Source organism: Natrinema sp. DC36, from assembly GCF_020405225.1.
Classification (GTDB): domain Archaea; phylum Halobacteriota; class Halobacteria; order Halobacteriales; family Natrialbaceae; genus Natrinema.
In genome coordinates this window covers 22,316-33,932 of record NZ_CP084478.1, presented here as the reverse complement: position 1 = coordinate 33,932, position 11,617 = coordinate 22,316, and the positions used below count along the sequence as shown (strand labels likewise).

Genomic DNA, 11,617 nt, shown 5'->3' with positions numbered 1-11,617 from the left:
TGTGTTGCTAGTAAACTTTCTGGAGGAGGGTGTCGGACTCTCCTGTCTTCTGCGTCACGACTAGCCCTTTCTCTCAGATCAGCGCGCCCTCCAGACCGAATCCGTCTAAACTGTTGTCGCATGATCTGAGAAACTCGCCATCCATATACGGACATATATGACCGTAACCTATATGGAAACCTACGTATAATAGCCTCCTGTGGAACGGACATATATGACCGTCCGCGATCGGATCTGGGACGCGACGCTTGAGTTGCTCTACCAACGACCGATCCCGTTCCAAGCCTGGCGAGTACGCGATCTCGCTGACCTGGACGAATCGAGCGATCGAACGATCCGACGGACACTCCGCGAGATGGAAGACCTCGGTTGGCTCTCGCGGGAGTCGTCGGAAGCGCACTACTGGAAGCCCGGACCGAAAGCGGAGAAGATGCTTCGGTCCGAGAATATTAGCAAGACAGACCGAGACAACCAATGAGTACGATTCCAGAAGATTACGAACCGCCAGAAGCACAGATTATCGGAGAGACAGAGGTCAACGTCAAGTGTTCCATCTCGGAGATTGACGGCGATATCTGTTCGGGTTGGTCGGAGACGGTCGAACTTGAGGCTCCAGCACACTACGGCGAGAACGGCGAGAAGGTGATCCTTCCCGGATACTGGCCGGAATGCGAAGAATGCGGGAACCCGCACGATTTCGAGATCGACGGCGTTCGCTTAACGTTCGGACTATGAGAACATCAGCAAATAGGAACATGACAAACAGAACTGGAAGATACGGGAAGTACACACCACTGGTACTGATAGGTGCGCTGTTAATCCAAGCGGCTGTCGGATTCGGGACACTTTACTACATCTACAAATATTCAGAACAGATCGAAGCAGCTGTTAGGTCCGTGATCCCAGACGTCTCACCGATTGCTTGGATCGGTTTTTTCACGGTTTTAGGGATCGGTCTGGTCGCCCTTGGAATGGTGCTGCATAAGAGGACCGATACTGGCATGGGCTCGGACGGTGGTCAATGATGGAGCCGGCAGTCAAATTAGGCGTGATGTGGGCGGCCACGATCGCGACGATCGTCATCACCGGATACGGCACCATGTTCGCTCTAGAAAAAATCAACCAGTACCGGACCGATACGGAGGGCAAGTAGGACGATGCCAAGCTACGAATGCAGCAGATGCGAGGAGGAGATCGTCGACGAGGACGTGTTCTACGTCGACGGAAAGACACTCGACAGCGACTGCTGGCTCGAGTACGTTGCCGAGAACGGTGAGACGGACCATGAGCAGTGACCAGCGAGTAGCAGATCGGACGCTCGTTCCGGTAGCGTTCACTATCATGGGGCTCCTATCTCTCGGATACGGAGCACTGATACAGTCTCCCAAAGCAACAAGGATGTGTATTTTACTCGGGACGTGTAGCCTGTTGCTGGCATTACTGACTCGAATGCAGTATCAGGAAACTCGGGAGAAGGCCGGGGGTGAGACGGACCAATGACAGACACATCACACCAAATGTATAGAGACTGTCCCGACTGCGAGATCCGCAAACTTGATCGCGGCGGCGAAGTCGTAACCACCGTCAGCAAGTGCGACGCACACAGCGGGCTCAAGTGGCTGCGTACCGACCGCAGTACTGATCCGAGCCGGATAGATGGGACCGACGTGTCGGCCGGACTCGCGACGGGGATTGTAGCCTATGGACTCCTTCAGATGGGTGGGTATCCGATGTCGGCGACGATCGCATTCTTTGCGTCTCCTTTCGTCGCGACGCTGCTGGTGTTCTACCTCCGCGGCGGACAGTTGAACGGAGGTGAACAGGACCGATGAATAACGAACTGACTCACCCTGCGTGGAAATATGCCCTCAGCACCGTCGTTATAGCTGCCACATCGGTATTCGCGGTTTGGCAAGAGAAGTACATTCTTATGGTGGCGTCGGTCGTCGCGGCGATCGTACTCGTTGTTGACTATGTGGTCGCCCGCACCGAGAACGCCTAACTGTGAGTCTTTTCTATCGTCGACGGAGATGGCCGTAGATCTCGTCGGTCGTTCGTAGGTTCTTGTGACGCAACCGCAGCTGGACGTCCTCCAGGCGCTTCCCTTCGCGACGGATCATCCGGAACGCGATCGAGTGGCGAAACGTATGTGGGGAGACGTCGGATGCGTCGCCGGTTCCACCTTCGATCAGCTGGGGTTCGACGTCGGCGACGTCGGCGATCCGCTTGATCGTGTTCCGAACGGATCGCGTTGTCATCCGGTCGGACTGTCGAGACGGGAAGACGGCCTCAGTTTCCTTCCAGCGCCGGTTCTTGTAGCGACGTAGCTGACGGGACGTCTCGTCATCGAGATCGATGTACGATGCACCTGGGCTCCCCTTCTGGATCTCGTTCGGGAGGAAGATCTCGCCGGGGTCGGCCTCGAGGTCGATCAGGTCCCAGTCGAGCGCGACGAGCTCACCGACGCGGAGGCCGGTGTCGGCGAGGACGACGACGATCGTCTCGTTTCGGTCCTGAAGGTAGGTCGGGAACGACTCTCCGAGGCAGGCGTCACGCATCGTCTCGATCTGTTCGGGGATCAGCCAGGACTTCGCTTGCGTATGAGTTTCCGAATTACTCTGAGGGTCTGTCGACATGGAACTACTATATAAAGGGACACTCGCTGGAGGACTAAGTATCTACGTGAGTTTCCGAATATACACTGAAATCGGCAACCCGACTGAACGACTACCACGATACCGGGACTTAGGCGTTCTCGGTCCACTGGTCAGTATCCATATTCCCACCTGCGCATTCTTGACCCGACGGCCATCGCGGCCATCCAGCCCATCATCAGTGATATGAACGCGACGAACATCGCGGCCTCGATCGATTGTGGCGCTCCGAACTGCCACTCCAAAGCCTGCATCGTTCCGAAGGCTACGGTAGCCCACACGAAGCAGGCTATTATCATCGTGACCATTCGACCGTTTCACCCCCGGTAGCGGTGGTAAACTTCTTGCCCACGTACTCGTACGCATCTATGCACATCACGATCAACGGGAGGAAAGCGAACACGAGAAAGACGACACAGAACACGGTTCCCCGACGGACCCCGTTCTTGAAATGCTGTATTCGGCTCATTGATCCGCTTTGCCCTCCTTCTCTGTGAATCCGATCCCCCTCCACTCCCAGAGAACCTCGTACCGACGATGAGCCTCGTCGTGATCTGTCGTCCCAACGTGCTCCATGATCTTCCCCTCGATGAAGTTCCGCGCTTCCTCGGTGTCTATCCCTTCAGCACCGATTGCTAAACTCTTCTTCGCGTCTTCGAGATGTTGATTTCTATCATTCATTCCGATCATCCACCAAACTCAGACTTGATCGCTCCCCGCCATCGGTCGCGGACGACAGGGTTGTCTATTTTTTCGAGCCCATCGGTGAGCTCGTCGTAGCGTTCAGCACATCCGCCGCAGAACGACACTCCATCAAGCCGAACAATCGCGCGCCTCGAGCACGGATCGGCAGAGCACTTGTTCATCGGTCTGAAACCCCATTTCGATCGGATAGCCAGTTGAGTAGCATCCGTCCAGACTGCTCGATCGCGATCGCGATCGTCAGTATGATCGCAGTCACAACGACTGGGTCGGCGCTGAAGCTCCAGTTCATCCGACTACCCCGCGAACTAAGATCGAGTCACACTCTGGACAGCTGATAACGTCGATCCCCTTGTGCTCATCAGGGACGCCTTTCGACTCGCACTCTTGACAAACCGGGACGACAGTGGCCTGTCCCTGGCCGCCATCGGTTCGAGCGAGCAGCTGATCGAGCTTCTGTTCAACGTTTCCGACTTTGCGTTTCGTCTCCATTGTTTCACGGTAGTTGGGCGACCGGTTCTCGTGGCCGTTCTGGAACTGATCGTAGATGATCTGTGCGGGATGCAGGAGGACTCGATCGACGAGGACTGCAGCCGGCACGATCACGAATAGGATAATCCCGACCCAATGCCACACCGTCGGGACGTACGCCTGGATCAGCGTGCTATCCCGGTAGAACAGCACGGCGATCATGAGCGTATTCGGTACCCCTAAGAAAAACTGCATTCTCGCGGCGTACGTCCGCAACGCCCCAATCGGCCGAAGCCACGAATTCGGGAGATAGCTATCGGCTTGTTGCTCTAAGAGGTTCATGGTCGGTACTCGTACGTCGCAGTTACTTCTCCGAACAGTCCAGGAACCTGCCCCATCCACGCACCAGGCCCGCCGACTGCAAGCCGGTATCGCGTATACGCTCGCCACAGCCGCCCTGTGACGTTCCAACCGAAGTCGCGAGTGACTAACGAGAGGTTAGATACGTGCGCGTGGGCGTGCTTTCGCTCTCCACTGATCGCAGCTGCAGTATTCCAGTTCCAGAACTGCTGGTGTGTCGGGTCTTCGAACCGGGTATTTCCGATCGGATAGACGATCACGAGCGTTCCACCTGGAGCGAGCACGCGGCAGATCTCATCCCAAGGGACGGGATCGAGATGCTCAAGCACGTGACTCGCCAGGGTGTGCGAAAACGAATCGTCGGGCCACGGCCAGGGCGTCTGCTGAAGGTCGACGACCTCGTCCGGCTGGACGTCGGAAGAGATGTCGACGTTGTGGAAGTCCGAGATCTGATCCTGTCCACACCCGAGGTTGAGACGACTGGCCTCGAGGCGATCTTCGTGACGTGTCTCAGTCGGACTCTGCATAGTTCACCTCCAGTTCGCCTGGCGGTTGCGGTGTTTCGTGATCCCACTCTGGGACTACCTCTGATCGCTGTTGGGCGTCTTCGATCGCCTCGCGGATCTCACGCTCGAAGCGCTGGATGCCGAACCAGCGGCGCGTCCACTCGGCGATCTCGTACTCGGTCCAGGAGACGCCGTCTCGCTCGAAGTCACGAACGGTCGCACGGAGATCAGCAGCGCCGCGGTCGTAGAGGAGTCCGTTCTCTCCGTGCTGAACTTGGAACTGTGTGAACCCATCTTTGACACCGATGACCGGAGTTCCTGCTGCCAGCGCCTCGATCGGCACCATTCCAAAGTCCTCGTTGAGTGGGCTATAGAGGAGTGCCTTCGCACGGGAATAGAGTTCTTGCTTCCGTTCCTCGGTGACAAATCCGAGGAACTTGATGTTGTCCTCCGCGAGTTCCTCGAGGCGAGCTCGCTCATCGCCATCCCCAGCGATCAGCAGTGTCGCATCGTGACCGTTGAAGGCCTGGACGATCTCATCCACGCACTTCGCATCAACCAGCCGGCCGATATGGAGATAGAATTCCCCGGTCTTGGCATCATCTGGATTGTAGTTGTGCGTGTCCACGGGCGGGTAGATCGTCCGAATCTGCTCTTCTGGAACATTCCAATAGCGTTCGATCCGCCGCGCCACTAGATCTGAATTCGCAACCCAGAGGTCTGGCCGGTTTACGTTGCTTTCGTAGACGGTCCGCTGGGCGGTATTGAACAACGTTGCGAGGCGCCCCATCAGACCCGAGAAGTCCATCCTCTCGTTGTACAGGTCGTACATGAACCGCGGTGTACTGTGCGTGTACGCGATGACGGTCTGCTGGTCCTGTGGGACGTACCAGAGCGGCTCGTTCCCGCTCATGATGATTGTATCGTACTCCGTGAGATCCTCCGCAGCGGCCTGCCAGCGGAGTGCGTACGCTGCCGTCCGGGTGAGCCCCCCACGGTCGATCATCCATTTATCAACCGACGAGAGCGGGATCTCATGGATATCTAAGGCCGCATCATCGGGTTCGTTGGCCTGGTTCCGCCGACCGACATACATCGGGGCATCGATTGCGTGCGCGAGGCGCCGGCAGAACACCTCGCCGCCGCCGCGGGTATCGTAGTCCTTGTGCGCGATCGCGATATCGTCATTCATCGCGATCGAACACCCCGAATATCCTGCCAGCGATCAAACCGATACATCCAGCTTGGAACCGGCGTATATCGGGATAGAGTCTCGAACAATACGACACCGATTCCGCACGCGAGGATGCCCATCAAGTATCCAAGACCTGAATGCACGGCTACGTCCATTCTACTGGCAGCAGACGGGAGAATCATCGCTCCGATCAAAATCGGGCCGAACATGGCAGTGACCATCGCAGCTGCCCCAGTGCATCCAAGAACAGCCGGGTGTTCTCTCCAACTACTCGGCTGAGTGACCTCCGTACGAACGAGCCAGCGATCACCTGTGAATTCGTTCGTGAGGATCTCCCACGAAACATCACAGCTTTCGCACGTGATCGTATCTCCGGCCTCTGCCTCTTTAAGTCGGAATTCATCGGGATACTCATGGTCGCAGAACGGACCGTCCGTCATCGACCATCGACCTCCTCGAGGCGGTCGTCCTGGTGCGTGACCTCAACCGTGAGTTTACCCGCTCTCCGCGTAGATAGAATTGCAACCGCGCCCGCGAGGAGAACTGCGATATTATTGACTATGCTCCAGGTGTCGAATGCTGCAGGGTTTAACACCGGATGCATCCACAGAAACACGCCCAGATAAAACGTGCAAGGAAGTGTCCAGAGCAACGATTCTAACTCACCTGCTTCTCGTTCAGACACCGAATCCGGTGTGATGATCTCGAATCGGTCTGGATCTAGACGTCGGAGAATACTCTGGTCCATCGTCCAATTGAAGAATCTGACCACCAGCCACTGAGCTGGGAGAGCAGCGTAGATCGAGAGCTGATCGTGGAGCGATCGGCCCCGACCGTCCGGCGCTGGATCGGCGCCGACGTCGTCGACGAGCTCGTCGAATGACTTCTCCGTTGACTCAGACATGGTCGGTCACCTCCAGATCGAGCTGACGTCGACGACGATCTCGACCCATACCTCGAATCAGAACAGACACTAACTGGGACACCTCCCCGCACCCGCCCCTGCCTCGAGCTAAAATAGGTCTGGCTCTTTCGCTATGCGTGTAATATAGTACATATTGTGCCGGTTCTATTATTATTGCGAGTCGATCCCTACGCCGTCCCGCGATTATAGATGCTATTGAATTAATCATCGGTCTTGGGCGATTTGGCTGACTCTTCCCGGCGATAAGTCGAAAGCCGGTGCAATGTCCTTTTGTCTGAACTCCTCTTCACACCGACTACAGCCGCATTCATTCACCAACTTCCGGATGTATTCATCGCGGCTTTCGCGGCGGACCTCTTTCTCCCGCTGCTCGAGCATCTTATCGACCTCAGACTGCCGAACCCAGTTGACGCCACTGTCATCGTCGTCAAGGTGGTCCTCCTTCTGCTGTTTCATCAGCTGGAAGGTATCCGACCCGTCCATGTTCGGCCACTCGAGGACCTGCATCGTTTCGTAGTAGACCACTCGCTTGATGCGATTGATCTTCTTCTTGTAGATGCGAGCTCTTCCCCTGACTTCGATGTTGATCCAGAAGTCGGCCAGTAGTTCGAGCCGGCCGTCGATCATCTCCGGACTGGGGAGATTGATGAACGCGATCAGTTCGCGGATCCGCTCCTTCGCCCAGGTGTGGCTGGCGTCGACGTTCTCGTTCGACATCGCTCGTCGAGCGTCCAGCTGCTCACCCTCCTCGAGGACGATCGCCGACTCCGCAGGAACCACTCCGTAGAGATCGAAGAACTCTGGCGGGTCGATCGCGACTTTTTCTTCCGAGAACCCGTCCTCGGTCGTGTCGCAAACGTAACCGAGGAAGTCGCAGCAACTCGATTTCCCGACGCCGGTTTCCGCGTGATCGGCGGTGACCAGCGTTTTTGCATCTCGACCCTGCAACTTTCGTTTGCCGATCGCTCTGAAGAACGGGCCAGAGAAATTCGTGTCGACCGGGATCTGGTGATCTGGCTCTCGAATCTCTGGGGCTTGCCCTTCCTCGCTCGTCGTATACTCATTCGGATCGACCGGTGTACTCAGGAATTGCTGTGCTGTTGTCGCCATCAGTCCTCACCTATTGGAAGTTTTTCTGCGGCCTCTGTTTGGCCGCGATCAACGAGCAGGCCGCGGAGATCGCCCATGTTCGGGCTGTCCTTCGGATCCTTCTGTTTGACATCCGGCATGAACCCGAGTTTCGCTGCGGCGTCGTCCAGGACACCAGAGATATCGAGCAGGATCTCGGGTTCGAGGATCTTCTGCCGACGAACAGTCTCTTCTCGTCGGCCTCGAGCGCCGGTTTTGACCACGGTCTTCGTCTCGAATTCTCCGTCGAGATGAGTTTTGATCGTCTCGAGACCCAGATACGGTTTCTCGATTGTCTGTGGCTCTCGAGAGATCTGGATACCTGGCTTATGGAGATCGGCTTCAACTGACCCTTTGACGACAACCTCCTCGTACGTCCAGTCCTCGGAGAGCACGGTGCTCTCCCAGAAGTCCTGAACTACCTGTTCGTCTCGGAGTGGCCTCAACGACCAGTAGTAATCCGTCACGGCCTGCTGGAATCGCAGACTGATCTCTCGAGGGACTTCTCCATCGTTTAGCTTGCTCACCTGCTGATACTCTGATCGGGCCGTATGGCAGACTACCTGTGCCTCTTCGATGATCTGCCGACGAGCGCTTCTCTGCCCCTCGCCACTGTCATTGTAACTACTCATCGTCTTCTAAGTGGATAACAATCTCACCGTCCCGACGTCCGCCTTTGTGAAGCTCGGTGAGAATCTCTTCTGGGACCGTTTCCTCGTCGGTCACGTCAATTCCTTTGTTTTTTAAGAATTCCCTATCGATACAGAGATACAGCGAATTTCCGTTGATACGAGGCTTCATACGGGATTCTAGCACTCTTGGTGGTTTTTGCCCAGACATCGGCCCTAAACGGCGGTTCTACTACATAACGGTTGTCGTTAAACTGGTGTTGTCCCTCACCTCTGCGTACGTTCCGGTGCAGGATTGCGGTTGTCTGGCCACTGGGTCTTATTACGGTCGCTCAGCACTCGCGCGATATGGCAGTTGCCAGCCAGGCTGTCCAAAACCCAGAGCACTACCATGCAAAAGGGCGGCGGGCAGTTAACGATGCGAAGAACAGTTTCATGATGGCCGTTCTGACGATGCTCGGACTCGTCAGCGGCCTTCTCGACCTCGCAACCGGCGGGACTACGAAGACCATCGATCGAGAGATGGTCACCCACGCTCCGATCGTCGAGCTCATCAAGGGCATCGGCGCGGCGCTGATCGTCGCAGCGATGGTCATCGTCGTCCTGTCGATGGTCTTCGGACTGGACGTCGTCCAGGAGGCTGACGGTCCGTTCGGAAACATGACAAGTGAGTTCGCGACCTACGGGGTCGCTGCACTGTCCCTCGTCGGGATCGGCATCATCGTCGCCGGCGCGAACTTCGCCATGAACATGTTCGGAGGACGCGGCGGAATGGGGCGCTAAGAAGCCGATTTCACCCACCAGTTTTCTGACCGCCAATGGAGAGCAAGATAATCGTCGTTGGAGCCTTCGTTCTATTCGGGGCGATCCTCGTCCCCGCGATCAGCGGTGCCTTCGCGGACGCACCCGCTGAAACGGAGGTCGTCGACAACGAGTCCGTCTCGATCTCGACGGCCAGCTGGGAACCCGTCTCGAAGAGCTCGGTCGCGACGCAGTTCTACGATAACGAGACGGTCTATTCCAACGGCTCTGTCGTCGCTGAGTCGAACTACGAGTGGGAGACGTCCAACGGTTCCATCCGGGCGGTCGAAAACGGGACGCTCGAGGACACCGACGAGGTCGCGATTACGTACGCATACGACGAAGGGAAGAGCGACTGGCTCAATGCTGGGTCAAGCGTTCTGGGGCTTTTGTTCACGATCATCGCGATCTTCTCGCTCATCGCGGGCGCGATGACGCTCCTCGTGGCGATCACCGGGATCGTCGACAACGCAGGAGGTGGCCGCTGATGTACTTTGGCCTCTACCTCGTTCTCGTTGTGATCGCCCTGGGGAGCACGTTCCTCGCGTTCTACCGATTCGACACGCACGTCGAGCTTCCGCTGCTCGTCGCGATGGCCTCCTGGTCGTTTCTACTCGTCGGGTCCGGCGAGGTCGTGGTCGTCTCGAACGGCGAAACGATAACGATGGCGAGCCAGTCGATGCAGGCGCTTTGCCTCTTTTTAGCAGCGATCTGCGGGTTTGCGCTTGGCGGTGCCGTGTTCGGAGTGTATCCAACGGAGAGTATGAAAAATGAATCAGAAACAGAATAGACCCGATCCGAAAGAACAGTCGCGAATGCGAGAGGAAGAGCAGGTTACGGCGCAGAGTACCCAGGCCGCTCACCACGAAGCCCAGAAGGACGATCCGATGGGTGACATGGAGCCGACCGACTTCCTCAGCATTCTGCAAGATCCAGACATCGAGTCGCCGGAGTTCGAGGAGATCGAGGACGTCCTCCAACCTCACCTCTCCGGGACCAACGTCACGACCTACTACGACGAGGACGATCGCCAGAAGATCGAACTCTCGAACCTGGCGCTGGCGAAACGCGTCATCAGTGAGCGCGATCGCGGTCGACTCTGCACGGGGCCGTTCCTCGAGATCGCCCAGGGCGCTCACCGGCGACCGGACAAGCCGGTCAAAGACCGTTGGACCGACGAAGAGCGCCGTGCCGTCCGGGCCGCCCTGATCGACGTCCGAACCGCGATGCAGTTCCTCGGTATCGATCACGTCGGTCTCAGCAAGACGGCGGACACGACCGTCGAAACGCGCGTCCAACGTATCGATGACGACAACAGCAAGGGCCGGCTGAAGAAGGCTCAGGAGAAGGTGTTCGGCTGATGTCGGACGCTAATTCGGGTCTCGATGCAGAGGAAGTCGAAGAGGAATGGGACGGCCTCGAGGACGCAGACAGCGAGGTCGAGAGCGAACAGGCCGACTCGGATAATTCGAGCTGGAGTGACGCCGCCGAATCAAAAGCAGACGGCCTCTACGAGTCCGCCGGTGGCTTCGTCACAGCATCCGTCAAGGCCGTCGCGATGCTCCTCATCGTGCCGGTACTGTTCGTCCTCAAGTTCATCCCTCGATCCCAACGGCTCGGCGATGCGCTGGTGAAGGCCGGCTACAACCTCAAGAAGGACCTGGCACGCTCCGATGTCCTCGTCTTCAGCGCGTACGGTGACCGAGCGGTCTTCCCTCGTGGAGCGAGCATCCAGTCCGAAGAGAAGGAGTACCACACGACCAACGGCGAGAAATATTCGTTCGACGCCGAAGGTCACAACCCGTACTACTTGTTCGGCGAGATCCCGATCGTCTTCTCGCTCCGAGGGAGTGCCGAGGTCTTCGAACCGATCCAAGCCTACATCGCAAACCGACGCGAGGCCGGCTCATGGGTTGAGACGGGCGAAGGTGAGGACAAGCAGATCCTCATCGATGGGAAGCCGCCCGGCGATGCTGACGGCCTCGTGTTGAACTGGAACAAGGCCTGGGAGATGTACTACCAGAAGGTCTCCCAGAAAGACCTCCAGGACCAGTTCGACATCGGCCGACTGACCGAGCTGAGCAAAGGCGCACAGTTGAAGATCGCGCTGCTCGTCATCGGCGCGTTCATCGGTGGCGCGGTGTTCATGCTCGCAATCTTCTGGTTCATCGACAACCAGATGGGTGGCGGCGGAGGCGGCGGAGAGAGCGTGCTGCTCACTCTCCAGATGGCGGGGGTGATCTGAG

The 11,617-nt window shown here is 57.3% G+C and carries 22 protein-coding genes; 12 read left to right on the top strand and 10 right to left on the bottom strand.

Translation table 11 applies throughout. The annotated features are described in order from the left end of the window. The first annotated feature begins 199 nt into the window (after window positions 1–199). The 7 genes from LDH74_RS26395 to LDH74_RS26370 all read left to right on the top strand — a co-directional run bounded on the left by LDH74_RS26395 (window position 200) and on the right by LDH74_RS26370 (window position 2,002). Window positions 200–478 (top strand): hypothetical protein, encoded by a 279-nt coding sequence (locus LDH74_RS26395; protein WP_226043528.1) that lies wholly within the window; start codon window positions 200–202, stop codon window positions 476–478. Continuing rightward, complete coding sequence (locus LDH74_RS26390; RefSeq protein WP_226043527.1) at window positions 475–735, top strand: hypothetical protein; 261 nt, start codon at window positions 475–477, stop codon at window positions 733–735. Before LDH74_RS26395 ends, LDH74_RS26390 begins: the two co-directional genes overlap by 4 nt. 20 nt (window positions 736–755) lie before the next feature. Next, window positions 756–1,025: a hypothetical protein gene (locus LDH74_RS26385; protein ID WP_226043526.1), complete on the top strand. Its 270-nt coding sequence runs from the start codon at window positions 756–758 to the stop codon at window positions 1,023–1,025. Then, window positions 1,022–1,153, top strand: coding sequence for a hypothetical protein (locus LDH74_RS26615; RefSeq protein WP_255681163.1), 132 nt, complete (start codon window positions 1,022–1,024; stop codon window positions 1,151–1,153). Before LDH74_RS26385 ends, LDH74_RS26615 begins: the two co-directional genes overlap by 4 nt. A gap of 4 nt (window positions 1,154–1,157) precedes the next feature. After that, entirely contained in the window at window positions 1,158–1,295 is a 138-nt protein-coding gene (locus LDH74_RS26380) for a hypothetical protein (protein ID WP_226043525.1), read from the top strand. 201 nt (window positions 1,296–1,496) lie between these two features. Beyond that, the gene (locus tag LDH74_RS26375) at window positions 1,497–1,832 is read left to right on the top strand and encodes a hypothetical protein (protein WP_226043524.1); all 336 of its coding nucleotides are present in this window, start codon (window positions 1,497–1,499) and stop codon (window positions 1,830–1,832) included. Continuing rightward, window positions 1,829–2,002 (top strand): hypothetical protein, encoded by a 174-nt coding sequence (locus LDH74_RS26370; protein WP_226043523.1) that lies wholly within the window; start codon window positions 1,829–1,831, stop codon window positions 2,000–2,002. Before LDH74_RS26375 ends, LDH74_RS26370 begins: the two co-directional genes overlap by 4 nt. Window positions 2,003–2,015: 13 nt before the next feature. Here the strand turns inward: LDH74_RS26370 and LDH74_RS26365 are convergent, their stop codons facing one another. The 10 genes from LDH74_RS26365 to LDH74_RS26320 form a co-directional block, all read right to left on the bottom strand. Further along, a complete protein-coding gene (locus LDH74_RS26365; protein WP_226043522.1) occupies window positions 2,016–2,636 on the bottom strand; it encodes a tyrosine-type recombinase/integrase in 621 nt (206 codons plus the stop codon). A 131-nt stretch (window positions 2,637–2,767) separates the two neighbouring features. Next, the gene (locus LDH74_RS26360) at window positions 2,768–2,962 is read right to left on the bottom strand and encodes a hypothetical protein (RefSeq protein ID WP_226043521.1); all 195 of its coding nucleotides are present in this window, start codon (window positions 2,960–2,962) and stop codon (window positions 2,768–2,770) included. Window positions 2,963–3,119: 157 nt separating this feature from the next. Then, window positions 3,120–3,335, bottom strand: a complete 216-nt coding sequence (locus tag LDH74_RS26355; protein ID WP_226043520.1) for a hypothetical protein — start codon at window positions 3,333–3,335, stop codon at window positions 3,120–3,122. A gap of 309 nt (window positions 3,336–3,644) precedes the next feature. Then, the gene (locus LDH74_RS26350; RefSeq protein WP_226043519.1) at window positions 3,645–4,169 is read right to left on the bottom strand and encodes a hypothetical protein; all 525 of its coding nucleotides are present in this window, start codon (window positions 4,167–4,169) and stop codon (window positions 3,645–3,647) included. Next, window positions 4,166–4,714: a methyltransferase domain-containing protein gene (locus LDH74_RS26345; RefSeq protein WP_226043518.1), complete on the bottom strand. Its 549-nt coding sequence runs from the start codon at window positions 4,712–4,714 to the stop codon at window positions 4,166–4,168. Before LDH74_RS26345 ends, LDH74_RS26350 begins: the two co-directional genes overlap by 4 nt. Continuing rightward, window positions 4,698–5,885, bottom strand: coding sequence for a glycosyltransferase (locus LDH74_RS26340; RefSeq protein WP_226043517.1), 1,188 nt, complete (start codon window positions 5,883–5,885; stop codon window positions 4,698–4,700). Before LDH74_RS26340 ends, LDH74_RS26345 begins: the two co-directional genes overlap by 17 nt. Window positions 5,886–6,324: 439 nt before the next feature. Continuing rightward, the gene (locus tag LDH74_RS26335) at window positions 6,325–6,792 is read right to left on the bottom strand and encodes a hypothetical protein (protein ID WP_226043516.1); all 468 of its coding nucleotides are present in this window, start codon (window positions 6,790–6,792) and stop codon (window positions 6,325–6,327) included. A gap of 225 nt (window positions 6,793–7,017) precedes the next feature. Next, window positions 7,018–7,923: a hypothetical protein gene (locus LDH74_RS26330; protein ID WP_226043515.1), complete on the bottom strand. Its 906-nt coding sequence runs from the start codon at window positions 7,921–7,923 to the stop codon at window positions 7,018–7,020. Then, the gene (locus LDH74_RS26325) at window positions 7,923–8,573 is read right to left on the bottom strand and encodes a hypothetical protein (RefSeq protein WP_226043514.1); all 651 of its coding nucleotides are present in this window, start codon (window positions 8,571–8,573) and stop codon (window positions 7,923–7,925) included. The genes LDH74_RS26330 and LDH74_RS26325 overlap by 1 nt, the downstream gene beginning before the upstream one ends. Continuing rightward, window positions 8,566–8,781: a hypothetical protein gene (locus tag LDH74_RS26320; protein ID WP_226043513.1), complete on the bottom strand. Its 216-nt coding sequence runs from the start codon at window positions 8,779–8,781 to the stop codon at window positions 8,566–8,568. The genes LDH74_RS26325 and LDH74_RS26320 overlap by 8 nt, the downstream gene beginning before the upstream one ends. A 137-nt stretch (window positions 8,782–8,918) precedes the next feature. Here LDH74_RS26320 and LDH74_RS26315 point away from each other — a divergent pair, with 137 nt between their 5' ends. From LDH74_RS26315 to LDH74_RS26295, 5 genes are read left to right on the top strand one after another with little or no spacing between them, the layout of a single operon-like run. Further along, entirely contained in the window at window positions 8,919–9,353 is a 435-nt protein-coding gene (locus tag LDH74_RS26315) for a hypothetical protein (RefSeq protein WP_226043512.1), read from the top strand. Between the two features lie 35 nt (window positions 9,354–9,388). Next, a complete protein-coding gene (locus LDH74_RS26310; protein ID WP_226043511.1) occupies window positions 9,389–9,859 on the top strand; it encodes a hypothetical protein in 471 nt (156 codons plus the stop codon). Next, entirely contained in the window at window positions 9,859–10,161 is a 303-nt protein-coding gene (locus LDH74_RS26305; protein ID WP_226043510.1) for a hypothetical protein, read from the top strand. The genes LDH74_RS26310 and LDH74_RS26305 overlap by 1 nt, the downstream gene beginning before the upstream one ends. Beyond that, a complete protein-coding gene (locus LDH74_RS26300) occupies window positions 10,142–10,732 on the top strand; it encodes a hypothetical protein (RefSeq protein ID WP_226043509.1) in 591 nt (196 codons plus the stop codon). Before LDH74_RS26305 ends, LDH74_RS26300 begins: the two co-directional genes overlap by 20 nt. Further along, window positions 10,732–11,616 carry a hypothetical protein gene (locus LDH74_RS26295; protein ID WP_226043508.1) on the top strand — a complete coding sequence of 295 codons (885 nt, stop codon included), beginning with the start codon at window positions 10,732–10,734 and terminating at the stop codon, window positions 11,614–11,616. The genes LDH74_RS26300 and LDH74_RS26295 overlap by 1 nt, the downstream gene beginning before the upstream one ends. The last annotated feature ends 1 nt before the right edge of the window (window position 11,617 follow it).

Excerpts from the sequence above, each read along its gene's own strand:
- LDH74_RS26335 (WP_226043516.1), bottom strand. The coding sequence starts at position 6,792 with ATGTCTGAGTCAACGGAGAAGTCATTCGACGAGCTCGTCGACGACGTC.
- LDH74_RS26350 (WP_226043519.1), bottom strand. The coding sequence starts at position 4,169 with ATGAACCTCTTAGAGCAACAAGCCGATAGCTATCTCCCGAATTCGTGG.
- LDH74_RS26390 (WP_226043527.1), top strand. The coding sequence starts at position 475 with ATGAGTACGATTCCAGAAGATTACGAACCGCCAGAAGCACAGATTATC.
- LDH74_RS26300 (WP_226043509.1), top strand. The coding sequence starts at position 10,142 with ATGAATCAGAAACAGAATAGACCCGATCCGAAAGAACAGTCGCGAATG.
- LDH74_RS26340 (WP_226043517.1), bottom strand. The coding sequence starts at position 5,885 with ATGAATGACGATATCGCGATCGCGCACAAGGACTACGATACCCGCGGC.
- LDH74_RS26305 (WP_226043510.1), top strand. The coding sequence starts at position 9,859 with ATGTACTTTGGCCTCTACCTCGTTCTCGTTGTGATCGCCCTGGGGAGC.
- LDH74_RS26615 (WP_255681163.1), top strand. The coding sequence starts at position 1,022 with ATGATGGAGCCGGCAGTCAAATTAGGCGTGATGTGGGCGGCCACGATC.
- LDH74_RS26355 (WP_226043520.1), bottom strand. The coding sequence starts at position 3,335 with ATGAATGATAGAAATCAACATCTCGAAGACGCGAAGAAGAGTTTAGCA.
- LDH74_RS26370 (WP_226043523.1), top strand. The coding sequence starts at position 1,829 with ATGAATAACGAACTGACTCACCCTGCGTGGAAATATGCCCTCAGCACC.
- LDH74_RS26345 (WP_226043518.1), bottom strand. The coding sequence starts at position 4,714 with ATGCAGAGTCCGACTGAGACACGTCACGAAGATCGCCTCGAGGCCAGT.
- LDH74_RS26330 (WP_226043515.1), bottom strand. The coding sequence starts at position 7,923 with ATGGCGACAACAGCACAGCAATTCCTGAGTACACCGGTCGATCCGAAT.
- LDH74_RS26325 (WP_226043514.1), bottom strand. The coding sequence starts at position 8,573 with ATGAGTAGTTACAATGACAGTGGCGAGGGGCAGAGAAGCGCTCGTCGG.
- LDH74_RS26360 (WP_226043521.1), bottom strand. The coding sequence starts at position 2,962 with ATGGTCACGATGATAATAGCCTGCTTCGTGTGGGCTACCGTAGCCTTC.
- LDH74_RS26365 (WP_226043522.1), bottom strand. The coding sequence starts at position 2,636 with ATGTCGACAGACCCTCAGAGTAATTCGGAAACTCATACGCAAGCGAAG.
- LDH74_RS26375 (WP_226043524.1), top strand. The coding sequence starts at position 1,497 with ATGACAGACACATCACACCAAATGTATAGAGACTGTCCCGACTGCGAG.
- LDH74_RS26295 (WP_226043508.1), top strand. The coding sequence starts at position 10,732 with ATGTCGGACGCTAATTCGGGTCTCGATGCAGAGGAAGTCGAAGAGGAA.
- LDH74_RS26310 (WP_226043511.1), top strand. The coding sequence starts at position 9,389 with ATGGAGAGCAAGATAATCGTCGTTGGAGCCTTCGTTCTATTCGGGGCG.
- LDH74_RS26320 (WP_226043513.1), bottom strand. The coding sequence starts at position 8,781 with ATGTCTGGGCAAAAACCACCAAGAGTGCTAGAATCCCGTATGAAGCCT.
- LDH74_RS26385 (WP_226043526.1), top strand. The coding sequence starts at position 756 with ATGACAAACAGAACTGGAAGATACGGGAAGTACACACCACTGGTACTG.
- LDH74_RS26380 (WP_226043525.1), top strand. The coding sequence starts at position 1,158 with ATGCCAAGCTACGAATGCAGCAGATGCGAGGAGGAGATCGTCGACGAG.
- LDH74_RS26315 (WP_226043512.1), top strand. The coding sequence starts at position 8,919 with ATGGCAGTTGCCAGCCAGGCTGTCCAAAACCCAGAGCACTACCATGCA.